The sequence below is a fragment of the Streptococcus sp. HMSC068F04 genome, from assembly GCF_001837455.1.
Lineage (GTDB): Bacteria > Bacillota > Bacilli > Lactobacillales > Streptococcaceae > Streptococcus > Streptococcus salivarius_D.
Genome location: NZ_KV832531.1, coordinates 4,008 through 30,298 on the forward strand (window position 1 = coordinate 4,008; position 26,291 = coordinate 30,298).

Annotated in this window: 32 protein-coding genes and 1 pseudogene; 31 read left to right on the forward strand and 2 right to left on the reverse strand. The window is 35.4% G+C overall.

Annotation, left to right across the window (positions count from 1 at the left end; all coding sequences use genetic code 11):
• The 5 genes from HMPREF2571_RS10715 to HMPREF2571_RS09085 all read left to right on the forward strand — a co-directional run.
• On the forward strand, positions 1–607 hold a 607-nt coding region (locus HMPREF2571_RS10715; RefSeq protein WP_176745593.1), incomplete at its 5' end, for a G5 domain-containing protein.
• Positions 608–894: 287 nt separating this feature from the next.
• Positions 895–1,038 carry a hypothetical protein gene (locus HMPREF2571_RS10720; protein ID WP_002887149.1) on the forward strand — a complete coding sequence of 48 codons (144 nt, stop codon included), beginning with the start codon at positions 895–897 and terminating at the stop codon, positions 1,036–1,038.
• A gap of 87 nt (positions 1,039–1,125) precedes the next feature.
• Complete coding sequence (locus HMPREF2571_RS09075) at positions 1,126–2,457, forward strand: hypothetical protein (protein ID WP_070847869.1); 1,332 nt, start codon at positions 1,126–1,128, stop codon at positions 2,455–2,457.
• Between the two features lie 74 nt (positions 2,458–2,531).
• Positions 2,532–3,020 carry a hypothetical protein gene (locus HMPREF2571_RS09080; RefSeq protein WP_070847872.1) on the forward strand — a complete coding sequence of 163 codons (489 nt, stop codon included), beginning with the start codon at positions 2,532–2,534 and terminating at the stop codon, positions 3,018–3,020.
• 11 nt (positions 3,021–3,031) lie between these two features.
• Positions 3,032–6,070 (forward strand): type IV secretory system conjugative DNA transfer family protein, encoded by a 3,039-nt coding sequence (locus tag HMPREF2571_RS09085; RefSeq protein ID WP_070847875.1) that lies wholly within the window; start codon positions 3,032–3,034, stop codon positions 6,068–6,070.
• A 37-nt stretch (positions 6,071–6,107) separates the two neighbouring features.
• On the opposite strand, the gene HMPREF2571_RS09090 is transcribed toward HMPREF2571_RS09085, so the two are convergent.
• Positions 6,108–6,416: a hypothetical protein gene (locus HMPREF2571_RS09090; protein WP_070847878.1), complete on the reverse strand. Its 309-nt coding sequence runs from the start codon at positions 6,414–6,416 to the stop codon at positions 6,108–6,110.
• Positions 6,417–6,956: 540 nt separating this feature from the next.
• Between HMPREF2571_RS09090 and HMPREF2571_RS09095 the strand changes: the two genes are divergently transcribed.
• The 7 genes and pseudogenes from HMPREF2571_RS09095 (at position 6,957) to HMPREF2571_RS09125 (ending at position 13,431) form a co-directional block, all read left to right on the forward strand.
• Positions 6,957–8,225, forward strand: a complete 1,269-nt coding sequence (locus HMPREF2571_RS09095) for a replication-relaxation family protein (protein ID WP_256315264.1) — start codon at positions 6,957–6,959, stop codon at positions 8,223–8,225.
• Positions 8,226–8,457: 232 nt separating this feature from the next.
• Positions 8,458–9,255, forward strand: a complete 798-nt coding sequence (locus tag HMPREF2571_RS09100; protein WP_070847881.1) for a thioredoxin family protein — start codon at positions 8,458–8,460, stop codon at positions 9,253–9,255.
• Complete coding sequence (locus tag HMPREF2571_RS09105; protein WP_070847886.1) at positions 9,255–9,887, forward strand: hypothetical protein; 633 nt, start codon at positions 9,255–9,257, stop codon at positions 9,885–9,887. The genes HMPREF2571_RS09100 and HMPREF2571_RS09105 overlap by 1 nt, the downstream gene beginning before the upstream one ends.
• A 152-nt stretch (positions 9,888–10,039) precedes the next feature.
• Complete coding sequence (locus HMPREF2571_RS09110; protein ID WP_256315265.1) at positions 10,040–10,573, forward strand: hypothetical protein; 534 nt, start codon at positions 10,040–10,042, stop codon at positions 10,571–10,573.
• A gap of 237 nt (positions 10,574–10,810) precedes the next feature.
• Positions 10,811–11,515 carry a hypothetical protein gene (locus tag HMPREF2571_RS09115; RefSeq protein ID WP_070847891.1) on the forward strand — a complete coding sequence of 235 codons (705 nt, stop codon included), beginning with the start codon at positions 10,811–10,813 and terminating at the stop codon, positions 11,513–11,515.
• A 193-nt stretch (positions 11,516–11,708) separates the two neighbouring features.
• Positions 11,709–11,936, forward strand: a pseudogene (tnpA, locus tag HMPREF2571_RS09120) (IS200/IS605 family transposase); the annotation flags it as partial.
• A gap of 601 nt (positions 11,937–12,537) precedes the next feature.
• A complete protein-coding gene (locus HMPREF2571_RS09125) occupies positions 12,538–13,431 on the forward strand; it encodes a ribonuclease D (RefSeq protein WP_070847893.1) in 894 nt (297 codons plus the stop codon).
• Between the two features lie 185 nt (positions 13,432–13,616).
• On the opposite strand, the gene HMPREF2571_RS09130 is transcribed toward HMPREF2571_RS09125, so the two are convergent.
• A complete protein-coding gene (locus HMPREF2571_RS09130; RefSeq protein ID WP_070847896.1) occupies positions 13,617–14,360 on the reverse strand; it encodes a hypothetical protein in 744 nt (247 codons plus the stop codon).
• A gap of 675 nt (positions 14,361–15,035) precedes the next feature.
• On the opposite strand from HMPREF2571_RS09130, the gene ssb reads away from it, so the two are divergent.
• From ssb to HMPREF2571_RS09210, 19 genes are all read left to right on the forward strand, one after another.
• Positions 15,036–15,464, forward strand: coding sequence for a single-stranded DNA-binding protein (gene ssb, locus HMPREF2571_RS09135; RefSeq protein ID WP_070847899.1), 429 nt, complete (start codon positions 15,036–15,038; stop codon positions 15,462–15,464).
• Positions 15,465–15,540: 76 nt separating this feature from the next.
• Positions 15,541–16,389, forward strand: a complete 849-nt coding sequence (locus HMPREF2571_RS09140; protein WP_070847902.1) for a PD-(D/E)XK nuclease-like domain-containing protein — start codon at positions 15,541–15,543, stop codon at positions 16,387–16,389.
• A gap of 49 nt (positions 16,390–16,438) precedes the next feature.
• Positions 16,439–17,440 (forward strand): ERF family protein, encoded by a 1,002-nt coding sequence (locus HMPREF2571_RS09145; protein ID WP_070847906.1) that lies wholly within the window; start codon positions 16,439–16,441, stop codon positions 17,438–17,440.
• Positions 17,441–17,632: 192 nt separating this feature from the next.
• Positions 17,633–17,770 carry a hypothetical protein gene (locus HMPREF2571_RS10725; protein WP_171963505.1) on the forward strand — a complete coding sequence of 46 codons (138 nt, stop codon included), beginning with the start codon at positions 17,633–17,635 and terminating at the stop codon, positions 17,768–17,770.
• A gap of 321 nt (positions 17,771–18,091) precedes the next feature.
• The gene (locus tag HMPREF2571_RS09150; RefSeq protein WP_083320431.1) at positions 18,092–18,400 is read left to right on the forward strand and encodes a hypothetical protein; all 309 of its coding nucleotides are present in this window, start codon (positions 18,092–18,094) and stop codon (positions 18,398–18,400) included.
• Between the two features lie 34 nt (positions 18,401–18,434).
• Positions 18,435–18,743 (forward strand): hypothetical protein, encoded by a 309-nt coding sequence (locus HMPREF2571_RS09155; RefSeq protein ID WP_070439505.1) that lies wholly within the window; start codon positions 18,435–18,437, stop codon positions 18,741–18,743.
• A 12-nt stretch (positions 18,744–18,755) separates the two neighbouring features.
• Positions 18,756–18,932 (forward strand): hypothetical protein, encoded by a 177-nt coding sequence (locus HMPREF2571_RS10730; RefSeq protein WP_176745594.1) that lies wholly within the window; start codon positions 18,756–18,758, stop codon positions 18,930–18,932.
• A 19-nt stretch (positions 18,933–18,951) separates the two neighbouring features.
• Positions 18,952–19,596: a JAB domain-containing protein gene (locus HMPREF2571_RS09160; protein WP_070847909.1), complete on the forward strand. Its 645-nt coding sequence runs from the start codon at positions 18,952–18,954 to the stop codon at positions 19,594–19,596.
• A 15-nt stretch (positions 19,597–19,611) separates the two neighbouring features.
• Complete coding sequence (locus tag HMPREF2571_RS09165; RefSeq protein ID WP_070847913.1) at positions 19,612–20,100, forward strand: hypothetical protein; 489 nt, start codon at positions 19,612–19,614, stop codon at positions 20,098–20,100.
• Positions 20,101–20,151: 51 nt separating this feature from the next.
• A complete protein-coding gene (locus tag HMPREF2571_RS09170) occupies positions 20,152–20,595 on the forward strand; it encodes a GNAT family N-acetyltransferase (protein ID WP_070847916.1) in 444 nt (147 codons plus the stop codon).
• Positions 20,596–20,597: 2 nt separating this feature from the next.
• A complete protein-coding gene (locus HMPREF2571_RS09175) occupies positions 20,598–20,777 on the forward strand; it encodes a hypothetical protein (RefSeq protein ID WP_021151526.1) in 180 nt (59 codons plus the stop codon).
• A 118-nt stretch (positions 20,778–20,895) separates the two neighbouring features.
• On the forward strand, positions 20,896–21,462 hold the full coding sequence (locus tag HMPREF2571_RS09180) for a hypothetical protein (protein ID WP_070839481.1): 567 nt from the start codon (positions 20,896–20,898) through the stop codon (positions 21,460–21,462).
• 45 nt (positions 21,463–21,507) lie between these two features.
• Positions 21,508–21,864 carry a hypothetical protein gene (locus HMPREF2571_RS09185; RefSeq protein WP_070839478.1) on the forward strand — a complete coding sequence of 119 codons (357 nt, stop codon included), beginning with the start codon at positions 21,508–21,510 and terminating at the stop codon, positions 21,862–21,864.
• A gap of 23 nt (positions 21,865–21,887) precedes the next feature.
• A complete protein-coding gene (locus HMPREF2571_RS09190) occupies positions 21,888–22,511 on the forward strand; it encodes a hypothetical protein (RefSeq protein ID WP_021151529.1) in 624 nt (207 codons plus the stop codon).
• A 12-nt stretch (positions 22,512–22,523) separates the two neighbouring features.
• On the forward strand, positions 22,524–22,685 hold the full coding sequence (locus HMPREF2571_RS10735) for a hypothetical protein (protein ID WP_176745595.1): 162 nt from the start codon (positions 22,524–22,526) through the stop codon (positions 22,683–22,685).
• Positions 22,686–22,739: 54 nt separating this feature from the next.
• Positions 22,740–22,991 (forward strand): hypothetical protein, encoded by a 252-nt coding sequence (locus HMPREF2571_RS09195; RefSeq protein WP_045772483.1) that lies wholly within the window; start codon positions 22,740–22,742, stop codon positions 22,989–22,991.
• A 154-nt stretch (positions 22,992–23,145) separates the two neighbouring features.
• Entirely contained in the window at positions 23,146–23,736 is a 591-nt protein-coding gene (locus HMPREF2571_RS09200; RefSeq protein ID WP_070847919.1) for a type IV toxin-antitoxin system AbiEi family antitoxin domain-containing protein, read from the forward strand.
• Between the two features lie 41 nt (positions 23,737–23,777).
• Entirely contained in the window at positions 23,778–23,984 is a 207-nt protein-coding gene (locus HMPREF2571_RS09205; RefSeq protein ID WP_176745596.1) for a hypothetical protein, read from the forward strand.
• A gap of 333 nt (positions 23,985–24,317) precedes the next feature.
• Complete coding sequence (locus tag HMPREF2571_RS09210; RefSeq protein ID WP_256315266.1) at positions 24,318–25,274, forward strand: DUF6994 family protein; 957 nt, start codon at positions 24,318–24,320, stop codon at positions 25,272–25,274.
• The last annotated feature ends 1,017 nt before the right edge of the window (positions 25,275–26,291 follow it).

Genomic DNA, 26,291 nt, shown 5'->3' on the forward strand with positions numbered 1-26,291 from the left:
GAAGGTTTATCGAGGAACAAAACAGGTATCACAAGTTCCAGATGTTGCACCAATTGAACACAGTAAACCAGAGGCTATTATTGAAACCAAGGTTCGTCAAGAAAGTCGAGTTCTTAAGACTGATAAGGTTGAATACGTTAATGATGCAAGTCTTGAAGCAGGAAAAATTCGAGAAATAGCAGCAGTAGACGGACAAGTTTTTGTAGAAATCACAGACATCTATGTAAATGGTGAATTACAGTCAAGCACTGAGAAAGAATTATCACGTATTGAACCGCAATCTAAGAAGGTTTATCGAGGAACAAAACAGGTATCACAAGTTCCCGATGTTGCACCAATTGAGGTTAATAGAATCGAACGTAATAATATTACGAAAGTGCATCAAGGAGGTTCTACTGTGATAAATACTAAGTTAGAGCCAGTAGTGATGAATCAATCGTATTCTGAACCTCTTTCATCAAAAGAAACAACTATAAGAATGAAGGGGTATTTACCAAATACAAGTAGTGAATATGGTTATGGTTTTGAGTGGGCAGGTATTATTGCTTTAGCAACGGCTCATTTTGGAATCATCTCAAATAAGAGAAAGAAAAATATAAAAAACTAGTTATTAGTGATGGGTTAACTTAACTTTAAGAATTATTCCACATTAAGACTGATGGAAAAGTTCTCAGAAGTGATATTCTTCTGGGGGCTTTTTTGATGTTAAGGAAACTGAGGATTATATATTTGAAAAGGCTATCGACGTGAGCGCAATTAACCGTTGGTTTCATGCAGAAGCACACAATGAAATTTTTGAAGTTGCCTTTATATTTGTTGCTCTCTAACCTTGCATTGATATCAAAAATCTATATAATAATAATTAAAACAGAGCCAGAAGAAAGGGTGAGGATTATGTTTATGATCTTGGTTCTATTACTAACATTAGCGAGTTTCTTATATGTTACCATCGGTATCGCCAAGAAAATCTTTTCAATTTTCGCCTTAATTACACCAATTGTAGTCTTGGGTGTTGGGCTTCTTATCGCTATGAATTAACAAAAGTCAAGGGGGGTCACTATCTTACAGGTAGTGACCTTTTTTGTTATGCTTTTAATGTCAAAAAAGACATTAAAGGAGAAACATATGAAAGCACTTAAACTTATAAGAGAGGACGGTTATGAGAACGTCCATTATGCTAGTTTAGGGGAGCAAAAATTTAAAACATTGGTTGTTGCAGATAGGAAAGATGAACAAGAACAATGGTTTGAGCAACCAGAAATTGAATGTGTCCCAGAAGAAGTCTCAGATATCATTCGAAACTATACACTCCCATATATTGATCTCGGAAATACTGAAGATGAGTATTTGTTAGAACAAGCAACTAATAAGGTTGTATCAGTTGTGGTAGAGAATGTACTTGAAACACAGCTATTTATTCCGAGAAATAGAAATGGTCGCCCTATCGGTGAAGGTGTCGCTTTCTGCGATATGTTAGTAGGGCGTGTTCAGAATGGAGAACTTGCTGGAACAACAGTTTATATTAAGCAAACAGAATCTGGCTTCCGCCAACCAAAAGATTTCTTTAAAATGGTTGGGCGTATTTTCCCTTGTAAATTAACTGAAATTCATATCCAAACTATCGACAATTATAAACTAACGATTAATAACCCATCAAACTATGTTGTTGAAGGTAGTATTGAGTTAGCTGAGTGGTTAACTAACTACCAGCTTCTTCAGCAAATTGAAAAGAGTAAAGATAACTCTTCTCGTAATCGAGATAGAAAAAACATCTTGGAACGTACTCATGAAGGTATTGTATCTGCCGTGATTAACAATGGTAGCAATGCAGGTATCATGGTAATGACCAAAAAATTACAAACGGTATTTATTCCAAAACATAGGGTAAGTTATGAGTGTGATTCTTCATTTGTTAACCTAGACGAAGTAGTATCAGTCTTTGATAGGGTGGAATTTAAAATTACTGGGGCCAATACCCAAAAACCAAGTCCAAATCAAAGAGAACGTCACATTATCCATGACTATATTCGTATCGAGGGAGATATGAAAGTTCTCGAAGAAGCACCTCAAGATGCTTTGATTGAGATGATTGATAATAAGAAAGTCATAGGACGATTGTTTAAAGTGCGATTTATCAGTTTTGACCCACAAAGTCTACATACAGTAGAGTTGGTTGACTTTCCAGGAATCAAAATTAAAATGAAGGACTCGGGTTCTTTAAATCGGATTCCTTTTAAGCAAGGAGATGAAATTTCAGTTGTCATACTAGATGCTCATTATCGCTGGGTAGACGCAAATAGCAGGGGGCGTCGAGTAGCTAAAAAAACTGAAGAAGTGAGCAGTAATTCACAGAATACGGAAGAGAAAAAATGTCTGTTTCGTATCAAATCACGTTTCAATAGTTTCTATCCAAATCGTGTGAACAGTAAAATCTTATCAACATTTTTCACTAGTTGAGTCGCATATAGTTCCCTCTGAAATGGGAACTTTTTGTTTACGTTCGGAACAGAAAAATCTAACAAGGAGGGGCCATGAACCATCATAATATCAATGCTATTGTCTATTATCTGATAGTCTTTTTTCGGTATGTCTTACCTATTACCTTGGTCTTCATCGGTATCGGTAGGTGGAGTTATGCTAAATCTATCAATAATCCAGAGAAACAAATCATGGGAGTAAATTTTGCCTTAAAATCAATTTTATTCTTATATATCGTTACATTTATCCCTATTTTCATCATCTATGGACTCGCAATGATATCAAAGGGAGGCACACATAGTGGTGACTTCTCTATGATTAGTTTCGTAGAGGTCTTTACCCTAATAGAAATTCTAGCAGTTGGAATATTACCTGCATATGGTTTCATACAGGGATACATATATCACTATCAATGGTTGATTACAGAAGGTAAGAAAACAACAAGCTTACCTCGACGAAATCTATTCATTAGACTTGGAGTAATAAGTCCGATTGCTATTGTTTTATTTATGGAATTCTTGAAAAGAATGTTTGCTTACTAGAAAGGTGCTTTATGCGGAAGATCTTGAAATTATTTTTTAATCGTTATTATACAAATGGTAAGCGAACTATAGATATCTTACTGTTTTGTTGGCGAAAATATATTGATTGGGTATATCATATATCTTTTGGATTATTTGCTTTCAATATTATTATGTTTATCTTTAGATGGCGTTTGCCTAATTGGGTATTTATATCTTTATTTATATTTTTGTTCGTTAATATGGCTTTAGTTTTATACATTGGTGTATGGCACAGTAATGTTACAAGTCGTCAAATTTTCGTGTTATTTGAAAAATATGATACCTTAAAACGAGCAGAACGAAAGAAGATTATTGGTAAGTATGCTATAAGAGCAGCACTAGCAGCAGTACTTATATCTTCTGGATTATATGTACTAACAATCAATAACTTTATCTTATCCCTCATCAATCGTATGTATGATGTAGCAGATAATTATCTCAAATATATGCCCTGGTCAATACCAAATGGAAGTCAGACAGGTATTGTATTAAGTTATCATACCCTCAAACCTTTAATAGGAGCTGACTGGTTTAACAGTTTATTATTGTTGACTCCGATTGGAGCAATTGGTCTTATTTTTTATAATAGTTATGCGACTGGGATTGCTGAAAAAACCTATGAGAAACTTGTTGAGCAATGGCTAGGAGGACGTTACTTCCAAGATAGTGTATTAAGTAATATTGTTCATAATCAAGATGAAAAAGGTCAAGCGAATTTGGTTATGGGACTTAACTCTAAAACTGGAGAGCAAGTGATTTTACATGCTAACGAGAGGACTTATCACACTATTATCTTTGGTTTGATTGGTACTGGTAAATCGGCAACGATTCTGATTCCAGCAATCCTACAGGATATGGAAAATATGAAATACTATCTATTATCCTATCGTAAGTATTTGATGAAAGTAGATGAAGAACTGGAACAAGAATTCTTTAGCACAGAGTTTGAACGTAAGAAAAAAAGACGTGAATTGTTGGAGCAGTGGTATAACAATGGTTATGCTTCAGAGCTTACAAATGGTATTTATATGACTGAACCATCAGGTTCGATGTATGGCACAATTGTTAAGTACGCTCATAAAATGGGCTTCCCTGATGAAATGATTTGGACTCTAGATCCTACTAACCCAGGAACTGGTGCAATAAATATTTTGGATGGAGATACTACTCAGGTGAAAGGGGCTGTTCGAGACTTATTTAAACGATTTAGTGATCCAAGTGGGACTGGTTCTTCTTTCTTCCTAAACCAAGAAGGACAACTTACTGATAATATCATTACGGTCATTAAAGAGGTAGCGTTGATACCAGATGCCCCAATCAACTACATGTTAAAAGGTAAGTCTCCAACACTAACTGAATTCTCAAATATGTTACGTTCTAGTGATTGGATTGAAGCCTATATTGCTGTTTTTGAACAACTACTCAATCGAAAGAAAAGGCTTTTTGAAGAAACGTTGAAAAAGCATGAAGCGTTCTTAGAGCAGGAAAAAGAAAAGTGGTTAGAGGAATCAGAGTACAATCGTGAACACGAACAACTCTTTGATACTATCCTTAGACCAGAGAATGTTCATGAAGCTATAAACGCCTTTAATGATGAAAGAAATAAACTTGAAAACCTTCAAAGTTCTTATGATTATTTCATCAATGCTCATCAATTAAATTCGTACACAGAGGAATATTATTATACCTTTGATGCTAACGTGTCTGGTCTAAAAGCAGTTATTGATGACCTATCATCTTCACCAGAAATTCGTCGTGTATTTTTCTCTCAAAGTACCAAAGATTTAGATATTGTTTTAAAAACGGGTGGAATGATTTTGGTCAATTCTGCTAAAGGTGTTCTTGGTAAAGAGAAGTCTCGAATGGTAGCACAAATGGTAACACTAGTTATGCAAAATGCTGCTCAAAGACGTCTCCCAGATAAGTCTCCATTCTTTGCTTTTTATGAAGATGAAAAGAATGGTTACTTGATGCCAGGTAATGATAGTAACTTCCTAGATGAGTCCCGTAAGTTCCATGTTCCAGTTATGCATGCTTATCAACATGACGAACAAATTAGGGATTCTATTGGCGAATCTGGGGCTGATGCAATCAAGATGTCTTATCGTAATGCCTTTACCTTCCAACAAACCTCAACAAAGGTTGTAGAGTTCATTAATCTACGTTCAGGAGGAAAACATTATGCTCTTAAAGAAACCAAACGTGCAGCAAACGATGATCTCTTAGCAGGGAATCAAGGAAACTCAAGTGCGACTTCAGAGGAAGTGGTAGAAGAAGATAACTTCACTGCTAGAGATGCAAATAACCTAGAGAAATTCCAAGTTGGTGGTGTTATCGTCAGTGATGATGAAGTATCAAATATGATTTATTTGACAACATCTCCGCATTTTGAAATGGATATTTCAAAGGACTCTTTTGTCTCACATACACCTTTCAATAAGGTTTATGGGCTTGGAGAGGAAGAACCGGAAATTGCAAAAGCATACAAGTTGTGGAGAGCAGAAGTGATAGAATATTATGCTCAAAAAGAGTCTGAAAGTCACCTCTATGAAAGTGATTTTACTGAAGAAGAATGGCAAGCAATTATGGATGTTAAGGTGCCAAATGTTGATAGTAATGTAAATGATACAGTTGGTAAAAAAGATGATTCCCCATCAGTTAAAAGAACAATATTAGTCAACGAGAGTATAACAGAACATAGAGAAAGTACTTCAATTAGTGAAGTGGTAACAGAGGATATTGAGCAAAAAGAGGAGGTCAATAACTCAGAAATTCCTCCAGTTGTTGAAGAAAAACAAACTGTAAATAGCAAAAATGATATTGGTGAGTTAAAGGATAAAGAAATAACTCAAAGAGTGATCCTAGCTCCATCATCTACACCCGAAACAGTTGATACTCAAAATATTCAAGCACCTAATCAAGAGTTTGAATTACCTCAAGAACTCTCTCGTGTAGCTCGTGAGAAAGCAACTAGAACTTTAGAAAGTAATGTAGAACAAATGGATATTGATGAAGAAGAAGGGTTTTAGATAACATAAAAAGCAACGGATTTCCGTTGCTTTTGTTCTAATTTTGAGAGTTATTATATGTTTCTTTATTAGTCTTCTCAGCCTCCTTTCTTGCTTTTTCTTCTGCTTTTCTTCGCTTAATTTCTTTCTTTACTTCTGTAACCTTATTTTGTGTTTCAACAACTAACTCATCAATAGATAAATCTGGATTTTCTAGTTTTTTCAATTCAAAATAGATCTGCCCTAGTTTATCAGTCTGTGATTTTTGATAAGCTTTAAGTTGCTCTGTAGCTTCTTTCTTTTGTTGTTCTAAGGCTTCAAGTTCCTTGATAAAATCTGATTCAGTTTTTTTGTTTTTTCCTGCCATAATTTGCTCCTTAATTATTAATTATGTCTAATAGTATAGAGCAAGAATATTAAAAGTCAACCCATGTCACTCCCTTGAAAATAACCTATTCTAGGGTATACTGAACACTATAGCGACCTATTATAAATGAATCCTAATTGTAGTTATTAAGTGCTTAAAACCCCATAAAACCGGTTTTTACGAGTATTATGTAATAACCAGATTTTATAAATGAAAGTATAGAGAGAACAAAAGTCTAAAAGTTTACTGTATTTATAGGGTTGATGACTAATATTAGAAACTCGTAAATCATAAATGAGTAAATAGTGACTACTACATAGCTAGAATATACTATGTTTTTTAGGAATTATCGTTATAGAAATAAACTACGACCTTATGAATGAGAGGAGATGAAAGTATCAATCAGTATTTTACGGGTACATAGGAATGTTTGAGGAGGTCTATATCAAAGGCTAAGCATAACTTTAAAAATAATATCTATACTCTTCGAAAAAAGACCAGACTATATACCCTATTGATTGACTATTTTAGGACTACAAAATGCAAGATATAAAAAATAGAGATTTTACCTCACTTATTTCAAATAAAAAAAATAAAATTCATTACACTCAGAGAAATAAAATAGCTACTTACTTTGTTTCAAAAAAACAAAATATCTCACTGTCGTTTTCAGAAGAGGAGCTTATCATCTTTTATCATTTACTAAGGTTTGGTTATTTTGATAAGGAAATCATAGACCTCATTTATACTGCAGTAACTCGAAAATCCAAAACCCCTAATTCATGGTTCTATCGTCTTGTTGGAAAGGTTAATCATCCTATTTCAGCATGTTCGGATGCTAGAAGCGGTAAGAGAAAGATATATTATCTGAACAAAGGTTTCAGTACTTGGTTGCTTACTATGATAAAGGGGATTGATAAAATTCGGTTGTTAACGACAACGACAGAATATGATAGGTCAGTATATAGCATTGTCAGTAATAATCTTCTAGGAGGAAAACCTCAAACCGTAAATATTCATGATTTAGAGACCAGACGACTAGTTGCTAAAATCTTAAACAAGCTTTTTTTTAAAAACCAAGATAAGTCTGTTTATGACCTAAACATACAAGTCGTATTTCCTATTAGTCGGGTTAATCTTTTATTGGTTCCTGATGCTGTTGTATTTGTGAACGATAACCCTTTTTTTATTGAGTATGACCGAGCAACAGAACGTCAAACAATTCTACTTTCTAAAATATTTGGTTATGCAGAAGAACCAGCATTTGAAAATTCTAGTTTATTTTTCGTTTTCGAGAATAGCCGTAAAGATAATACGCAAGTATCTAAACGTTTAATGAACTTTTTGGAATATGTAAATGAGGTCGAGGTTGAAGGTGTAACTGGACATGACATGTTAAAGCGTAAAAATATTTCTTTGTTCAGTCAAACAACAACAAATGCTTCTGACGTTATTGTCGAAATCATTCAAGAAAAGATGTTTTCAAATCATAAAGATTGGTGTGATTGCGAGGCTTATGATTTTTCTGAACTGCAGAAAATAGATTATCTTGTTAAGGAGATATCAGAACCTTTAGATGATGATAAATTCCAGTTATCAGCTGTTGTTGAAACTGATTCATGGGAATTGAAAGAGTACCCTATGATACCTATGGCATATATCAAAAATGACTTGATTCCACACTTAACTAGTTTATATGAAGAATTCTCAATAGAGTATGAACATATGATCATTGTATTCCCAAAAGAAGTTTTACCAGAAAAAATCAAACTCCCTTTTGATGATTATTTCTTGATTGTTTATAGATAGAGTAAAGGTATTTGTAAATGGATTATTTGGAATACTTAGGAAGAAGACTTGTATGGAAGGTTGATGAATTCTTATCAGCGAAAAAAGAATAAGTCACGCGCAGCAACTGCAACACATAATCATTCTCTCAACTATTTAAAAAGATGTAAGAAAGTCACATGATAGTTTGAATTTGTTGTAAGTATCTGTTGGTGTTTTAAAGATAAAAAAGATTGAAAGGTAGCGGTAATTAATGAAAATAAAAATTGAATCTGCTTGGAAAACCCTTTGTGATGCATTCCCCAAGTTAAAGGATAATCCTCTTTACAAGGGTTGGTATATTAGCTATGCGATTCTTGTGACGTTATCTATTTTGATGGTAGTTGTAGTGAACCATAGGGTTGTCTATGCATTTCCGTTTGATTGGTTTGGTTTGCTTTTTGGGATTATCTTACCTTGGGTTCTTATGACCTTTTATATCGTATATCAAGGTGTGGACCATGCCCATCAGTTTACATCGACTAAAGTTGTTCTTGGGTTATTTATGTTACCTGTAATTCTGATTGGTTTTACTTCTAATTTTAAAAATGAATACAGTTATAGTAATCGTATGGTTACGATGGTTTTTGATCAGGAACTCACGCAACAAAGTTTCCACGCAACAAAGATTACATCAAACCAGCTTGATTATTTTAAAGAAGATAATGTCATTTTTCCTTATAAGAAAAATACTGCTTCAGAGATATATGTGTTCTTTCGACCTGATTGCCCTTACTGTCAAAAATCAATTCCAGTACTCAATAAGAGCTTAACTGAAAAAGAACGAAACAAGATTATCTATGTTAATGTTCTTGACGAAAGTGGGAAGGATTTAGCTAAAGCTATGGGAGTAGAGAAAGCAGCAACAGCAGTTATCTATCATAAGGATAAGACTTCTGGTGGATGGTCCAAACGAATTGAACGAATGGCTGGAGGGAAGCATGAAGCACCTCGTCTTGATGAGGATGCTATCCATGATATTGTGTCAGTCGCAAAGGAGGAAACAAAATAATGTATTTATCAAAAAAAGATATTTCAGAATGGATTGCTAGCCTAAAAGTAGGTAACGAGGTTGCTATCCAAATAACACGAATGGATGGTGTCATAGTTTCTAGTGAGCGTGGCATTGTCGACAAGTGGTTAGGAAAGAGACTTATAGTTGTCAACGGAAAGCATTTTGTTCCTAGCACTGGTTTAAGACAAAGTAACGCTTTTGTCCCTGGTCAAAAGACAATCGTGGAACAACTTTTTCCCTTGGATGCTTTGCTTTTAGATGAGGAAGAACTTGCCAAAAGAGACACCATTATTCAAAAGTTGAAAGAGTCTGCAGAACTTCTAGAGCACGCGCAGACTTATTCTTCATTAGTCGTTTCTAGGGTTCTTCGTAAGCTATCAGTCCTAGACGTTGGTGATGTATATGATCTAAATGAACTACGTTCCTCTAGTAACACAGAAGACTTAGAAGATAGTGCTTTATTGGATAGACGGAAACTCTCAGAGAAGAAACGTTGTCTAAAGACTCTGGATCGTATGCTTACCAATTTAAGTCAAGATAATACTTTGGGTGCTTTTAAGTTAATCTCTCTTTTGGGAGATGTAGCTTCTGAATTTACTGATGCTGAAAATGAGGTAAGTGAATGTTAGCCTATGTCATTATGTTTGTAGTTATGTTTACCATCAAGTGTGTTACTCTTACTTTTGTGAAGAATAAAGAGTCTACAGTAGTCAGTACTTTTCTGAGTGGCACGAATCAGATCTTTCTTAATACGATTGTCTGGTTTCTACGACTTACAGCCATGTTCCAGTTTTATCTTTTGGTGGTGGACAATAATCTAACTGTTATCCCTATAATTGTTGGTTTCATTCTACCTAATGTCTTGTTCTTGTTTAAGGGAACAAAAGCCTCTTTATCGGATTTGCTTGTACGTTGGTTAAAATCATTTATTGGTCATAAGTATAGAACATGCCCATTTTGTCATGAATCACATTTATTCTTTCGATACACAGAAGACCGCACAGCTGCTTATTACTATCTCTTGACAGAAGAAGATAGTCTTGTGGCCATTGGAGATTTTGATAATAGTGATCATCCTGCACGTTTCTTTTTAAGTAACGATGAATCACATTTTGATGAGCTTGTTGATACCATGCTACCTTATATGTTGCCTGGAATGGAAGAGGTAGTTTATGTAGGTGGGCGACAACAGCGATTGGCTAGAGAATTGTATTGTGTCGATTGCCAGGAACGAGTCAGTGAAGATAGTGGGGTACAATTTGGTGAAGTACTTTTAAGTGAGCGTAGGCATGAGGATCATAAAGCTCTTGTTTAGTTATTGATACTATAAAAGGGTTAGTTGTTTTATCAAATTCTTTTTTGTTTAAATCATACATGTATTATCTACCTGAGGTTGATTTTTCATATATTTGATGTAATAATATTGAGTAAGGTTAAGAAATGAAGTATATTTCTTAAATGGTGGACGAATTAAGTTATTTATAGAAACTTTATAGTAATCATACTAGTTTTTGCATGGTAGCTTAGTTAGATTTCAAAAGGAGAGGGAATTTTGAGGAATACAGTTATTGAAAAATTATTGACTGAAGTTGAGAAAGCCGAAAAAAAGAATATACAAAAACAAAGAGCGAAAATACCGTGGTTGGGTTTAACTAATGTACTTTTGTTTTTTTTATTGGTAGTGCTATTTTTATTGATTTTTCCGGTAGTTTTATACCTCGAAAATATATACTTAGTAGATAATTTAGATATTTCCCTTTTATCAATTATTGCAGTAGCAGATATAGTTTTTATTATATTGTTAGGGCTTTTTTATAGGTCGGTATTTACTAATCTACCAGATGCCTCTGAAAGTGTTTGTGAACATCTTGAAAACTATTTAGACAGTCATTATACAGATGTATCAAAGGTAGTTGAGCTTGTTATGTCCGAGCTTTCAAAAGAGCGAGAGGATGCTCAAAAGAAATTTGAAAGTATTGTTAAAATAGTGAGCCTATTACCGATGCTTTTTTTCACAAATGTTATACCAGATTTTATGAAAAATCTTGTAGAAGATAAAGATATGGGCAACTCTTACAGAGTCGTGCTGTTGCTCTTCCTGGTTTATTTATTATCTAGAGGAGTAGGTTATATTATAGTGAGTTATATAAAGAACCCAACTTTTGGAAAAGGATACAAGAAGATTTGTCTATATAACTATCTCTCAGTGGTTAAATACAAAGTTCTGGAAAAAAAGAATAGTATTGTAGAACAGTAATGCTAGAAGGAATCAAATAGAATAAGTTATAGTCCCCAGAAATGAATTCTGGGGATTTATTGACTCTCGAAAACCACTAGCTGTGCTAGTGGTTCCGAAAAGCTTTTAGCGATGTATCAAAAAAGTCCCCCTAAAGTGTTATATTAGATAAGTTTTCCGACCACTAACTAATATACAAAAGGAGGACCCCCTGATGAGACAAGATAATAATAGTTTAGCACATACTACATGGAATTGTAAGTATCATATTGTTTTCGCCCCAAAATATAGACGTCAGATAATCTATGGGAAATACAAAGCAAGTATTGGTCAAATCTTACGGTTATTATGTGAAAGAAAAGGCGTTGAAATTCATGAAGCAGAAGCTTGCCCAGATCATATTCAAATGTTGGTGAATATACCACCGAAACGAAGTATTTCCTAATTTATGGGTTATTTAGAGGGTAAAAGTAGCTTAATGATATTAGTTCACGCAACTGAGCAGGACATCCTGTAGGCTTTAAATACAAAAAAACTAGGGCGGTAGCCCTAGTTTTAAAGGAGGTTTGTTCACATCTGGGTATATAGGAGATTATGATGTGAACTGGATTGATTAGGAGTCTCTATTTCTGTTAGGAGGATTAGAGACTGAAAGGATTAATTTTCGAGTGTAGTTTCATCGAACTACAAGAAAATTATAGCAGTTTATGAGAAAGGACACAATGGAGTTAGGGGGTGTCACATCTCTTATTATTAGAGAATTAGGTTAGTAGAATTTGTTGGATCCGTAAAAGAGTTTACTATGCAATCTGAAGAGAAAAAAATCAGATATGTTATTGTAGGCAGTGTTGAGGAACGATCAAGGAAGATCTGTCTTAAACATAAAGAAATATTTAAATAGGTTATATTTTATAGTGAACCTTCCATCATGGAGTGCTATAATGTCAATCGAAGAGAATAGTCTTAATGACATAATGTGTCCAACAACAATACCTCATTATCTCTCTTCATTTTAGTCTTTTGTTATTCAAAGAGGTAGAATTATGAAATATGTAGCTAGAATCAACTTAAAAACTGGTACATCCTATCGTGACGAATTAATTGATTTCTGTTTAAAAGGAGAACAACAGTATTTGGCTATTGGTTGGAGTCGAATATATGGTGAGGGAGAAGTATTAACTTATTCTGAATTTTATGAACGACTTCGTCAAGAGCCTGGTCGATTAAATACTGTGCTGAATATCTTTAAGGATACACATGAAGATAATTTGTTTTGGACACGTGATTTAGATGGTAATTATTGGATATGTAGAGCTAAAGGCGAGGTGCTTACAAGGTGTAATAAAAGGTTAGACATAGGAGCATTTTTACCGATAGATGCTTATAAATTCGGTATGCAAGTGCCAGGGCAAATCAAGGCAGCATTCAACAGAGCTAATGCTGGAACGGCACAGAAAATTTATGATGCTATTATAGTTGAGTACTCAAAAGCTATTTATAATAAACTCTCTCAAACGAATCAATATGAGGTTGCTCGTTTAGAAGGTAGTTTATTGGATAACCTGCCTGATTTTGATTTGGAAGAGCTAGTGATTTCCTATATACAGGTAAATTATGACTATTATGTTCTTTCGAATTCTATTGCAAGCAAATCGACGACTATAAAAGTAGAATGCGAGTTTTTATCTAGAGATCCCAAACGGGTGAGAAGGGCAGTTGTTCAAGTAAAGGGTAGAAAAGCCGAAGCACTTGATGCATTACGATTTGAAGATTTTACCCAGAATGGTTATGAAGTGTTCCTCTTTGCACCAGAAGTATTAAATGCTGGTAAGTTGGATAATATTGTCGTTATTACACCAAATGAATTGCTTGACTTTTACGAGAATTATAAAGTAATACTTCCAGACTCAATTACACAGTGGGAAAATTTATATTAATCTAGTTTACTATTTGTAAATCTTCAATTATGAGTAATGGTTGAACTCATTTTTAGTTATGTTACTTAAGGTCACAAAATAACCTTCTAAAATAGGAAATAGTAGGTTATCTAAAGCTCTTTTTATAAAATTTGAAACAAGCAAAATAGTATTTATGTTATGTAGTAATCAATTAAATAAATTAGTCACTCTTTAAATTTATTTAACGAATCTTCAATAATTTTGAACCATTCTTTCTTTTCAAACGGTAAAATGATTTTTTCAAGTACTTTAAATTGATTTCCAATAATTTCATCGTCACTTTCGAAGTAATAACAATCATCAATCACTTCAAGTATTAGTAGAATATTACCATAATTTGTAGATAAATGATTCACGAAATGTTCTTTTAAAGATGCTTCTAACTTACTCGGTGTCGAGGTCCAAATTCCGTTTAGACCTTCTTCATTATGAATAATTTTTTTTGAAGTGCATTCATCAAGCTGTTTGTTATAATCGATATATTTGACCCCGTATATTTTTCTTAAATCAGTATTTAGTAGTTTTGTATCAGGACTATAAAATTTGTAGGAAAGTTTATTTTTGAGTTCATAGCCTTTTTTCATATACTTGATTTGATATTGGGTTAAAAAGTTAATTAAAGGCTGCTTTCCAGTAGTTGAGGGATCAATCCCATAATATAAATTAGTGTAAAATAGTTTAATTACTGGTTCTTTTAGAAGATTAGCGTTTAAACGATCACGAATTACTGAACGAGTAAAAGTATTGTCTATCACTACCTTTATGAACTTGTTTCTCGGCCCCTCAATAATTACAAGACATTCCTGATTATTAATATTGTATCGAGCAAGAGCTAACTGTTTAATAATTTTATCCTCAAAATTTGATAAGCCAAATTTGATGATGTCCTTAAAAAGTAATATTTGCATAGTAGTTTCCTTTCTGATTAAACTTATATAGTTATTATGTCAGAAAAAAATTTTTTTTATAGAAAATTTCCAGAGCAAGTGACCTCTAATGTTAGCTTGCTATCTTCTAATATGTTTGCTATACTAAAGTCATAAATAATTATATTTATAACTTAATTCACCACCTCTAAAGGTGAACCTTTGGTCACGTGACTAGAGAAAGCAGGAAACATGGAGGAGGAGATGCCATTACTGGTTCTGTCCCAGTGGTAAGCATACCATGTTTAAAGGGGTTAAAAGGGAGCGTACTCGCTTTTAGCTATCAGTTAAGCCATCAGACAGAAGAAGGGGCTTAACGCTTATAACAGGTACGAGATAATTTGCCTTTACTTACTTTGAAAGGCTACAACAAACGTTATTAGCAACTAAGCATAACGAGAAGTTTATCCTATGGTTTGCCATAGGTACGCGCAACCTTGTTTTTAGAGACAAGGCTTGCCGGCTTCTTTGTTATGCTTTTTTTGTTTTGAGTTTGGGTAGACGGACAAAAAAGAAAGGCGACATCTCGATGATTGGAGGTGAGGAACAGGTGTTCTCAACTCTAAACTGTCGGCATGCGGAGGAAAGGCTACAAACAGGTGTTTAAGGCTTTCCAAGGTCACTTTACAACAACAATTTTTTAAAGGAGAAAAGCTTATGCTTAACAAAGTCATTATTACTGGTCGTTTGGTCGCAGATCCGGAACTTCGCTATACCCCTTCGAATAAGGCGGTAGCGACGGCTCGAATCGCTTCGCCCCGTGATTTTAAAAATCAGAACGGAGAGCGTGAAAGCGACTTTATTAACCTCGTTATTTGGGGTAAGTTTGCGGAGAATTTCGCAAACTGGCTTAAGAAGGGGTATCTTGTGACCGTTGAAGGACGGTTGCAAACTCGTTCTTATGAAAACCAACAAGGCCAAAAGGTCTATGTGACCGAGGTTAATGTGTCAAACTTTGACAATTTACAGCCTCGTGACCATAGTAACACATCTTCGCAAAGTCCAGATTTTGGACCTGCAGAAGGGGGCTTTCCTGGAGGCGGAGAACCTTTAGATGATTCTATGTTCGAGAATATTCCTTTCTAGTACATAGTTCAAGGTTTTAAGAAGAAAGTAGAGAGTTCAGTCATACTGGGCTCTTTTTGTCTTGGAAGGAGAAAGAATGATAAAAGAAGTAGAGATACTTCCTCCATTGACAGAGGATAATTACTACCAAGATAGGTATTACATGTCTGCTTCTCGTTTTAAGGAGTACATCAAATGTCCCTTAAGGCAGGAAGTTGTTGACTTGGGCTTTTGGCCTGAGAAGACGGAGACAGAAAGCCTACTTGTTGGTAATTATGTTCATTCTTATTTTGAGACTAAAGAAGCTCATGAAGCTTTTTTGGAAAGGAATCAAGATAAGATAATAAGTCAACGAGGAAAAACTGCTGGCCAGGTAAAAGCCCCTTTCAAACAAGCAGATAAGATGATTGCTGCTTTAGAAAAAGAGGAGCTTTTTAATCGTTTGTATCATGGTACGGATGATGAAATCGTGGAGAAAGAACGGATTATCACTGGTACGTTAGAAGGGATTCCCTTCAAGTGCAAAATTGATAGTCTGAATCTTTCAGGCGGTTATTTCATAGACTTGAAAACGATGGAGAGTCTTCAGTCGGAAAAATATTCGACGACACTTCATCGTTATACGAAGTCTCTTCTCTATAACATTGTAGAGTATCAGTATACGCTACAAATGTACGTATATCAGGAGTTGCTGAAGCAAACCTACGGTTATGAGTTTACGCCTTATATTATGGCAGTTTCAAAGGAACCTGTTCCAGATAAGGAGTTAATCCTAATCGATGATACTATTATTGAAATGGGGAGAGACATCTTCTATGGGCATCTTGAAGTACTTAAAGATGCTTTAGCACATAAGTCTGTCGAAGGATGCGGTCACTGTGATTACTGTTTAACGAATAAGTCGTTAGTAACAGCAAAAACAGTGGCAGAATTTTTACAACAATAAATAGAGAAAGTGGTCTAAAGGCCACTTTTTAAAATGAAGGAGAAAGACAATGACTGAAACTATGTTGAACACACCAAATGAGAAAACCTTAGTAGCCGAGCTTATTGAAGTTAAAGTAGCTCTAGCTAAGGCTGAAATGCAATTAGAATGGGCTGAACAAGCTAAAGACCATTCTAAACCGGAGCCAGAGGTTATGGCTCCACTATTTGAAGCTTTGGCCAAGGCTCAAGCTGAGTTTAGTACTGTAACGGCAACAAGTAGAGTCACGTTTAAGAACGTTGACTTTAAGTTCGCACCTCTATCAGAGATTTTAGGGGCTGTACGTCCAGCTCTTAACAAGTTCGGCTTGACGTTGACTCAGCAAACCAAACATATTCCGTTTGGTAATGCCAATGGGATCAAAGTTGTGACGACACTACTTCATGAAAGTGGTGTTTCTTACGACATTGAGTCGGTTCCGGTATTCTACAATGTCAATGATATTAAGAATCTGGGAGCACAAGTAACCTACCTACGTCGATACGAGGTGAAAACACTTCTTGGTATTGAGGCTGATAGCGAAGAACTAGATATGGACAATGTGCCAAATCATTCGCAATCAGCTCAACAGACTGGTAATTATGATAGTAACCATAATTATCAGTCAAAAGCCCAAGCGAAAACACCTCGTAAGCCAACAGGTGCCCGCTATGGAAAGACTGCTCAGTCAGCGTCGCTTACTGCTTCTTTGAGTAGCAGTGAACAGACATCACTTAGTGAGGTGACATCAGATAACAAAGTGGCAAGTGATAGTGTATTACAAGCAACTAGCGAGTCTGAAGTAGCTCCACAAACGAGTGAAACAGCTACAAAAGGGATAAAAGCTGCTTGTAACGATGATCAACTGATTCAAATGGTTGCTCGTGGTGAAGAAGCTGCATTGTCTCTTGGAGCAACAGAAAGCCAGTTGCTTGAGTGGTCTCAGCTAGGAGAAAGCCAAGGGTTGACTGTTCAACTCAAAGCTTTATCTGATTTTGTTTCTAAACAACGTCAGCAGGCACAACAACAATAGTAGTAGAACAAAAAGTGGTCAGACTTTATTACGGCAACAAAATAAGATAAATGTTAATTAGAGGTGTTTACCTGATTGGCATTAATTGAACATTATCCAGAGGGTAGAACTATCCCTGGGTGAGAAAGAGTATGCTATAATAGGAAGAGAATTATACAACATGATATTATAAGGACGAAGGTAGGAATGGATATGCAAAATATTAATGATCTTTTTGAAGCATATATAGCAGAAGAGGACCCTATTAAGAAGGAGCTTTTACTAAATATGTACAACCATGCTTTGCAACAGAAACAAAAAGAGGTGATTAGTCGTGACTTTGTCAGATAAACAATCACCAGTATTTTAAATTTTTTCCATTCAAACCGAACATATGTCGAACAATAAGTTTGGTACACTTTCTTTAAATAGACACTTCCAGAGCTGTTGATTATTCGGGTTGTGGCCATTCTAGGCTATTTTTCCTATGCAACTTGCTTCGCAACCAATTGGTTTTTAAACTATTAGTTGCCGTAGTATTTCTAATCCCTATTCTTTTGATAGAAGGGATTCAACACTTCTTTCGTAGTTGAACAAAGGAAGGAGACGTCTATTATTAATATACTGTGTTTTTTAGAGGGTGCCCACAAGCCAAAAAAACATAGGCAATGTATGGCTAAAGTGTGTACTTATCTAAAGAACGATGGGCATAAGGTTCGAGTAGGGTATGTTTCACTAGCAGGTCTTGAAGCTTTGGATAACAGAGGAGTCAATTCAATGAGTGAAGCCGTTCCCGGAAAAAGAGTCTGGTTAATCGTTTATGATGAAAATCGTCCCTGTAAGTCCTATACAAATGAAGATATTCATTACTATAAGGAATTTGTGGATTTGTTTTCGTCACGTCTGAAACGTAGACTTTATTACGAAGCTATGCTTAACGAACTGACAGCCCTCAAAACAAGAACAGAAAAATGGTCCTAGGGGCCATTTTTTGTTTTATAAAGGAGAAAAAACAATGACAAAAAGAGAAAAAGCCTTGTGGTTACACGAGCACTACAAGAACTACTCCCTTAAATGGTACCTAGAGAATGATGCCAGATTAAATGCGATGTTTAGGAAAGTTTATCATCGCTATATGACTGATCTCAATGCACGCGCTTCGAAAGCGCAATTGTCTCATATTGAGGACCTAGGCAAACGTATGAGAGAAGTATACGAAGATGTCTATGGTACTAATTTTGATAGCGATTGTCGCTTAGACCGTGCAGAGACGAATCGAAAGGTGCAAGCTATCCGCTCTATGTGGGTAGTAGCTCCAGCCTAGGAGGAGGTAGTTATGGATAGAATAAGTATCCTACTAGAAACACTACCTCGAGAAAGTACCATTTCGATTTTGTATGTGAGTAGTGCTGCTGTTGTAGTGGCAAGAGATAACCAGGAGCGTTTGCTTTTTAAAGTAACCACAACCGCAGCAGTCGCTATGCAACTGCAGGAAAAATGGCTTGTGGTTTAACAGGTAAAGGAGAAAAACAATGACAGAAACAATTACTAGGAGACAAGTTAGACATCCTAAAGACTTTGGTGATAGAGAGCTATTCAAAAGGGCTTTCACTCACTGGATGCCTTCAGAAAAGGTCGATGCCTTGTATTCTGAATTGCAAGGAGATTTTAGGAAGGTCTGTGAGTTAAGTATCGAGGAGTTAAAACATTATGGATTAACTCAGAGAGATGCTATTGCCTTTCTTTCAATGTTTGAACTTTTCAAACGTTCAGAAGGTGAGGAAGAAAAGCCAACTTGTGTCACTGGGACAGGATATTTTGCTCAAAGTATCCAAAAAGCCTATGGACATAAGAAGCAAGAGCATCTTGTAGTGTGGTACTTAGACGTGCATTGTAACGTTATCGAGGAGCGAGTAGTTTTCATCGGTAGCGTTCATCGTAGTATGGCGTGTCCAAGAGAGATTTTTCACTATGCAGTGAAGAATTTAGCTCGCTACGTGCTGGTAGCTCATAATCATCCCTCTGGAAGTGTATATCCTTCCAGTAATGATATTAATGTTACTGAGGACCTTGAGGATGCTGCAAAGCTCTTTGAGATGGAGGTCTTAGACCATGTTATCGTAACGAAGGATAATTACTATTCTTTTAGAGATAACGGAAGAATGCGTTGTTTCTAGGAAAGGAGAAAAAGAATGGGAAATATTTCTGATGCCTTTGGCAAGGTAACTATTTCCGCGCCAACATTTTCAGATATTGAGGTGCTTGTGGCTACTCATAGGGTAATCAATGCCAAAGCTTGGACCCCAACGACTCTAAAAGGTCATCCAAGAAAAGCAGATTGTATCACAACTGAAGAAGGACTTGTCTCAGCGACACTTCCTTTTACAGCTTGTGGGAACTGGAATATTCGAGAGAATATCGATAGCTTTTTGATTAACATCTTAAAGCAAGATAGCACTCTTAGTGATATCCCAATGTCTGCCACATTTGATTATGTAGATGCAGAGTCTGGCGTGAACTTTATTTATAAAGCAACCGTTATGACTCGCAATGTCCCAGGTAAAGGGGTAACCACTAAACTCTTAACAGATGAAGACCTCGGAGATTACTCAGAGTCTTATCTGAAAGAGTTAGAGGGAGTCTATGAGCAAGAGCTTGCTTTAGGCCGACTGTCTATCTAAAAATGGTGTTATAATAGGTATAAAGAAAAAGATGTAGCGAGGAGACAAAGCATGAAAGAGACCTTCTTTTGGACCTTTAGTTCAGATGCGATTTCGACCTTATCTGATTTGACGTCAGAAGGGTTTGAAGTTGATTGGACGGTAAGGAGTTCATCTGATGCTATGACCAGTGGTTTTGTGATTCAAGGGGAGATTTCTGGAATGATTGAGTTCACTCCAGAACCTAGAGATGCTTACACCTTTGTTCATAAGCTAGAGGTTCGTATGGACAAGAAAAACCAAGGGATAGCAGGGCGTTTGTTAGCACATGTTGCCCAAGATGCTTTCAATCGTGGTTTTGAGGGCTTCATGATGTGTCTTTCAAAGACTGCTCTTTTAGATTACTACGTACGTCGCTACGGTTGCAGTCGTATTGCAAACACTGATCGTGTGATGTTTCACGCATCAGCATGCCAGTTGCTTATTGACCGATTTTTGAAGGGAGGCGAAAGCTAACCATGAGGATAGTTGAACAATTTAAGGCAGACTGGAAGTCTTCAGGTTTACCGAATAAACCTTACAAGACACCAGAGGAGATTGAAATGATTAAGAATGGTAATCTTGTGTGGGCTGCGCGTGTTGAAGAAAAATTGGGGCGTGAGTTAAGCCCACGAGAACTTGATGAGATGCAGTGGTGAGTTACTGCTATAAATAGTGTATCGTGCAAGATACATCGCATATTTGATACATTAGAGAAAGAGGAAGGTATTAGCCCTAGGCTACACCTTCCTCTTTTTCTATGGAGGAGAAAAAACAATGACAACATTATCAACAAATTTACTAGGAAGAAAACTGTTTGAACGTATTTCCTCTGATAAAGAGGTTAATGGTTCATTTTCAGGAATGACCTTACATCAGTTTTTGAATAAGACTGGTAATAGCCATCTTTTTATTAAGAAGGATGGAATGGTTGCTATCAATACCTTGTTAGAACAAAGTGGGTTAAAGCCTATTTCTTATGATGAGGCGTTGGTAGCAATGGAAGACTTAAAGATGACTAGTTTAAGGTCACAATTTGGGTTTTTCATTAAACCAACCCAATATAAACGTCAAAATCCAGAAATTTTGGTACGTTTGGGAAGCAATCGTAAGGTTGTATTCCATCGCTATTACTTTGATAATGGCTACATGGCTAACCTGGTTTATCAGGTAGAAGATGACCAGATTGAGTTCTGCCAGTCTTCTGTCTTTAAGAGTTGGGACAATGGTGAGTATCATCTTACTTACTATACGCCAGTAACAGAAGATGTTGAAGACATCAACACGCGCAAGGAGCTGCTTTCTTTCTTACGTCGTGTCGAGGAGCTTCCTTCTGTTAAGTAGAGAAGTTATGGTAGTCCAGTTTCTAAAATAAAAAGGAGAAAAACAATGACAAAAAAACATATCTATATTTATAAAAACAAAAAAACTCAAGAGGTCTTTGCGGATCTTTTTGCCAAAGACCTTCTTGAAGGCGTTACAACTTTCCCTCAGATTGATAACGCTCAATCCTATTCATTCTTGGAACTCTCTTGTCTTTATCTCAAGAGAATTCTGGAAATGAAGGAGCGTAAGGTTCAAACCCTATTCGTTGAGGGAAAACCCGAACCAGCACTCGCTTCAGCATTGTTACAAGCACGTGCTATGGGGCTGAATGTTGTCATCAAATTGAAGACAACTGAAAGCAATAGCGAGACACAAGAAGAGTTCAAGGAGCTCGGTCTTGACGATGTTGTAATGGCTTGACCTGAATAAAAAAGGAGAAAACAATGACAATCACTCAAGGACTCTATTATATTGAAAAGGTTCACCAATATAATAGTAATATTGCTGGATTTCCGTCAGACCTAATTGATGACCGGATTGCGTCGATTATTGATAGCAACAAGTCGGATATGCAACAAAGTTTGCTATGCCGACCAGTTAGGAACGTGGTTTTGAATCGAGAGGGAGTATCTAACCTTCCTCCGATTGAGATCCCGTTTGAATCTTCACTTTATTATGAAGTTGAGGAAATCAATCCTGGTCTATCAAAGTTGATTATTACCACAGAGCATGCAGAAGCTTTTCAAGAAGCTGATATACACATGTTGGAAACTCGCTTGATTATGTTACAGCGAGCAAAAGAATGTGGAAATTTTACGACAAGTAATTTTCCGAGTCGTTTTCCAAAAGAAGCAAGAGATGATTTAAGTCAATTAGATCTTCTAGCTTGGGGAACAAAAGATATGCCAACCTATCTTTTCTGTCTGATGGAATCTGCATTAGACAGTTACAGAGGATTTTATTCCTTGAGAGACCTAATGGAGGATGCTAACGGTACCCTTCAGCAAGGTTACGATAAAGCTGTGTATTGGCTCTATAGTGGAGTCAAAGGTCAGTACGAATATTAAAGGAGAAAGATAATGACTAAACATAGTTATACAGCAACATTTAAGCGTAAAGACGAAACAGTCTTTACAAAAAGGTTTCTAGCTTCAGATTTGTTTGAAGCTGATGAGCATGCACTACAGTATGCGACTAAGCGAGACATTCTCTATCTCGACTTAGGGCCTGCAGAAGCATAGAAAATTAAGCTACGTATTTTATACGTGGCTTTTTCTTTTTAAGGAGAAAGCTAAATGCTTTTTAATTCAAGAAGTGACAGAGATTTGGCTTTTGACCAGGCTTTTTTGAGATACTATATCCTAAAAAAAGAGCTACTTAAGATTTCAAAAGAAAAGCTGTCTTCGTTACAAGAGACAACTCTAGAAGAGTTAGATGAAATGTCCGAACTTGTTGAGCAACTTACAAATGGGGAAGCAGTAGCAGATTTAGTTGCCTATGCTTTCCTAGATGATATAGCATTACAATGGGAATCTTTACAAAACTAAGCTAATGCTTACTGATAGTAGAAAACGGTAGTGTAAAATAAGTTGTGTAAACACAAAAAGGGATACATCCGTTCTGGTTGATAAAAAAGAAATAAAATGCTAACGTTTAATAGAAGTGTTAGCATTTTATTTCCTACGAAAGGATACTGCTATTATGAATAATATTGAAATGATTATGGCTTCTTTTCGACAACATCAAGGATTTCTAACCTTTCAACAAGTTCTGGAAGAGAAACTACCTTACAAAATGTTGCTGAGAATGATTGAAGAGGGACAAGTAGAGGTTGAAGGAAAGGGGTTATATCGCCTCCCTGATACTTATCTGGACGAATGGTTTGTGGCGCAGCAACGTTTTTCAAAAGGAATTTTTTCTTTAGAAACAGCTCTTTGGTTACATGGATTATCACTAACAGTTCCTTTTGAGATGACTATGAGCTTCCCTTATGGAACCAATACAAAAAATGTTAAATCAGAAGGTATACGTCCGATAGTTCTTCGTTCTTATTACGATGAAGGAATTATTGAGCTTGAGCGACAAGTGGGGCAGAAAATTAAGGTGTACGAGCCAGAGAGGGTTTTAGCAGAGTGTTTAAGACCAGTTTATCAAGTTGATGTTCAAGTTATAGCTCCTGCATTTAAGATGTATTTTCAAAATCACAAAGTTAACTCTTCAAAACTGTTTCACTATGCACAGTTATTCAGGGTGACTAATAAGTTGCAATCTTACATAGAGGTATTAGCCTAATGTTTTCCAATGCAAATAGCTTGAAGTCAAAGATTATGAATATGGCTATAGATTTTGATGTATTGCGTAAAGCTCTGGGCAATACTGTAGAAAAACGAGGAAGTAAAGAGGCTATTGATATTTGGGAAAGTCAGCTAAATAGTATTGAGACTGATAAGTATCAAAAGCAACTTTGGACACGTTATCAAAGACAATTCAAATATGCACAAGATATTTCTTTTGAGAAATCAGTTCAGATTGTTAGATAACTCATGACAACTATTATGTAATATAAAACGGTTCATTACCATATATTGGGTAGTGAACCGTTTTTTTGTCTCTAATCCTTTTGGTAAAAGGAACATTCATATCCATTTGCTCGAAGGTTGCTATCAGGCATCCAGTTAGGTGCTATACCCATTAGACTTGCTATATCTTCAAGGCTTTGGTCTTTATCACACTCAATGATGACTTCATCATTAAGGAGTTGCTATGTATTGGTGGTAGTGTAAAATAAGTTGTGTAAACACAAAATTATTGATAGTATCCGATGATTTTAAGATATAGAGTAGTTAGAAATGAATTAAGGATGGTGGTTTAAAGTGGAAAAAGAAACGATTATATTTCAGCGCAAAGAGTTTGATAATTATTATAGAAGTGTATTGAATGGTGGTAAATATGTTGATCCTGATTGTAGAGAGGACATTGATACACCCTACTATAATTTTTTAACGGAATTTCTAAGAAAAAGAGAGAGTGAAAGTAATTATAAAAATAAATATTCTTTTATTCCCCCTAAACTTGCTAAACTAACTAGTGACAGTGAGAAAAAGATAAAAGATAATGACAAATATAAAATTGTTGTGAAGCAAAATGACGAATTGCTGTTCAGACTTACTTCAGATCAATTTGGTTTTTCGGGAAATGAATATGTATATCAGCAATCCTATGGTCATCTCAAGTATCCTTTAGCTAGAATTAATTATTTATCACAAAATGAATCTATTGATGAGAGAAAGAGGATTTTAAATAAACTAATTAATTATGTGAAAAATACAAGAACGCTTGGTGGATCTTTTATCTGGCCTACGCCTAAGAAAAATGAAGGTTTTCGAAATAGCAAATATAATATGAGTCGTGGTGTAGGTTCTTATATAGAAGATCGAGTAGATTTAACTCTTTTAGAGATTAAACATGCACTAGATGGGGAATATCATAAATCTCAACATAAAGATGATATCCTATATACTCTTTATATTAAAAACACAGATGGTATACGAACATGGTTGGACCATTTTGAGACATTTGAGAAATTTGTTGATTATTTTATGTTTAATAATTTTATTGAAAATGGAATGCCAATTAACATCTTGACAGGTAAGGCTATTTGTGAAGAAGAAGTAAAAAAATATAAAAATAAAACATGTCAGATCAAGAATCTCAAATTAAGTGAACTGTTAGAGATGATTGAGAGATTAGAAAACATGATAATTAATAGAACATGTCTGATGGAAGAACATATAAAGGATTATATAGTAAAGAGATATAATATGGATTGAGCTCCCCCCAAAAAAGTTTTCTGACTTTTGGGGGTTATACTTTCCGTTAGTCGCTATTTTCATGTTTTAAAAAATACATGAGGACTAAAATCAGAATTAAAGACAGAATATAAAGATATTTATGTTTTTTTATTGTTAAAGAATTAGTCTTTTAGTATAATAACAGTATCAATATAATATGTTCCATGTTATCACCTCATTGAGGATTAATGGAAACGCTGTGAAATTTCAACATAGCGTGAAGCGTAGGAAATTCTCCTACGCTTTTTTTGTATGTGAAAGTGAGTTATTTGGTCTGCGTGTCTGAATTGATAACAGTAAAATGCTAAGAACGACCTGATATCCTTTAAGGCACCCAAAAAGTTAGAAAGTCTAAGAGTTTATCAAAACTAAAGATATTTATGTTTTTTATTGATAAGGAATTAGTCTTTTAGTATAATGACACTAGATAATTTGTTCCATGTTCTCACCTCATTGAGGGTTAATGGAAACGCTATGGAATTCTAACATAGCGTGAAGCGTAGGAAATTCTCCTACGCTTTTTTTGTATGTGAAAGAGAAGTGAGCCATGTTTTCGTATTTACTTTAGTAATAATATCCTGTTAAGACCGTCTGGTTGTCCCTGGTGTTTATTACATCCCTCAATAATATAAATGATACCTTAGAAATTATCTTTATAAGAATGAGAATCCAATGCTACAAACAGTTTGGATCGCTATTCATTCAAATGGTTATAGTTATAACCTTCTAAAGTGAAGCAGTTTGGTACACGCATACACTCTTTTGAAAAAAATATCTAAGATATAAAATAAAAAGCCCTTAACCTTGGTTAAGAGCAAATAAAAAGGAGAGGACCAATGTCAGTAAGGGTTATTTACAGCTCAAAGCTGAAGGTAGCACCGCACCCGAAGTCACCAAAGCAACTTCCTTTGAACGCTCTGTTACCAGACGTCCTACGATATCCTCTCATTATGCAAATCATAGCATAAAAGTTAGCTTTAAGTCAAGAACAACGTA

Bases quoted from the DNA above. Each gene is read 5' to 3' on its own strand.
- HMPREF2571_RS09110 (WP_256315265.1), top strand. From the start codon at position 10,040: ATGTTCCAGTTTTATCTTTTGGTGGTGGACAATAATCTAACTGTTATC.
- HMPREF2571_RS09080 (WP_070847872.1), top strand. From the start codon at position 2,532: ATGAACCATCATAATATCAATGCTATTGTCTATTATCTGATAGTCTTT.
- HMPREF2571_RS09140 (WP_070847902.1), top strand. From the start codon at position 15,541: ATGATAAAAGAAGTAGAGATACTTCCTCCATTGACAGAGGATAATTAC.
- HMPREF2571_RS09125 (WP_070847893.1), top strand. From the start codon at position 12,538: ATGAAATATGTAGCTAGAATCAACTTAAAAACTGGTACATCCTATCGT.
- HMPREF2571_RS09130 (WP_070847896.1), bottom strand. From the start codon at position 14,360: ATGCAAATATTACTTTTTAAGGACATCATCAAATTTGGCTTATCAAAT.
- ssb (WP_070847899.1), top strand. From the start codon at position 15,036: ATGCTTAACAAAGTCATTATTACTGGTCGTTTGGTCGCAGATCCGGAA.
- HMPREF2571_RS09090 (WP_070847878.1), bottom strand. From the start codon at position 6,416: ATGGCAGGAAAAAACAAAAAAACTGAATCAGATTTTATCAAGGAACTT.
- HMPREF2571_RS09155 (WP_070439505.1), top strand. From the start codon at position 18,435: ATGACAAAAAGAGAAAAAGCCTTGTGGTTACACGAGCACTACAAGAAC.
- HMPREF2571_RS09165 (WP_070847913.1), top strand. From the start codon at position 19,612: ATGGGAAATATTTCTGATGCCTTTGGCAAGGTAACTATTTCCGCGCCA.
- HMPREF2571_RS09100 (WP_070847881.1), top strand. From the start codon at position 8,458: ATGAAAATAAAAATTGAATCTGCTTGGAAAACCCTTTGTGATGCATTC.
- HMPREF2571_RS09195 (WP_045772483.1), top strand. From the start codon at position 22,740: ATGCTTTTTAATTCAAGAAGTGACAGAGATTTGGCTTTTGACCAGGCT.
- HMPREF2571_RS09075 (WP_070847869.1), top strand. From the start codon at position 1,126: ATGAAAGCACTTAAACTTATAAGAGAGGACGGTTATGAGAACGTCCAT.
- HMPREF2571_RS09085 (WP_070847875.1), top strand. From the start codon at position 3,032: ATGCGGAAGATCTTGAAATTATTTTTTAATCGTTATTATACAAATGGT.
- HMPREF2571_RS09200 (WP_070847919.1), top strand. From the start codon at position 23,146: ATGAATAATATTGAAATGATTATGGCTTCTTTTCGACAACATCAAGGA.
- HMPREF2571_RS09095 (WP_256315264.1), top strand. From the start codon at position 6,957: ATGCAAGATATAAAAAATAGAGATTTTACCTCACTTATTTCAAATAAA.
- HMPREF2571_RS10735 (WP_176745595.1), top strand. From the start codon at position 22,524: ATGACTAAACATAGTTATACAGCAACATTTAAGCGTAAAGACGAAACA.
- HMPREF2571_RS09190 (WP_021151529.1), top strand. From the start codon at position 21,888: ATGACAATCACTCAAGGACTCTATTATATTGAAAAGGTTCACCAATAT.
- HMPREF2571_RS09175 (WP_021151526.1), top strand. From the start codon at position 20,598: ATGAGGATAGTTGAACAATTTAAGGCAGACTGGAAGTCTTCAGGTTTA.
- HMPREF2571_RS09170 (WP_070847916.1), top strand. From the start codon at position 20,152: ATGAAAGAGACCTTCTTTTGGACCTTTAGTTCAGATGCGATTTCGACC.
- HMPREF2571_RS10725 (WP_171963505.1), top strand. From the start codon at position 17,633: ATGCAAAATATTAATGATCTTTTTGAAGCATATATAGCAGAAGAGGAC.
- HMPREF2571_RS10730 (WP_176745594.1), top strand. From the start codon at position 18,756: ATGGATAGAATAAGTATCCTACTAGAAACACTACCTCGAGAAAGTACC.
- HMPREF2571_RS09145 (WP_070847906.1), top strand. From the start codon at position 16,439: ATGACTGAAACTATGTTGAACACACCAAATGAGAAAACCTTAGTAGCC.
- HMPREF2571_RS09185 (WP_070839478.1), top strand. From the start codon at position 21,508: ATGACAAAAAAACATATCTATATTTATAAAAACAAAAAAACTCAAGAG.
- HMPREF2571_RS09150 (WP_083320431.1), top strand. From the start codon at position 18,092: ATGGCTAAAGTGTGTACTTATCTAAAGAACGATGGGCATAAGGTTCGA.
- HMPREF2571_RS09205 (WP_176745596.1), top strand. From the start codon at position 23,778: ATGGCTATAGATTTTGATGTATTGCGTAAAGCTCTGGGCAATACTGTA.
- HMPREF2571_RS09105 (WP_070847886.1), top strand. From the start codon at position 9,255: ATGTATTTATCAAAAAAAGATATTTCAGAATGGATTGCTAGCCTAAAA.
- HMPREF2571_RS09180 (WP_070839481.1), top strand. From the start codon at position 20,896: ATGACAACATTATCAACAAATTTACTAGGAAGAAAACTGTTTGAACGT.
- HMPREF2571_RS09160 (WP_070847909.1), top strand. From the start codon at position 18,952: ATGACAGAAACAATTACTAGGAGACAAGTTAGACATCCTAAAGACTTT.
- HMPREF2571_RS10720 (WP_002887149.1), top strand. From the start codon at position 895: ATGTTTATGATCTTGGTTCTATTACTAACATTAGCGAGTTTCTTATAT.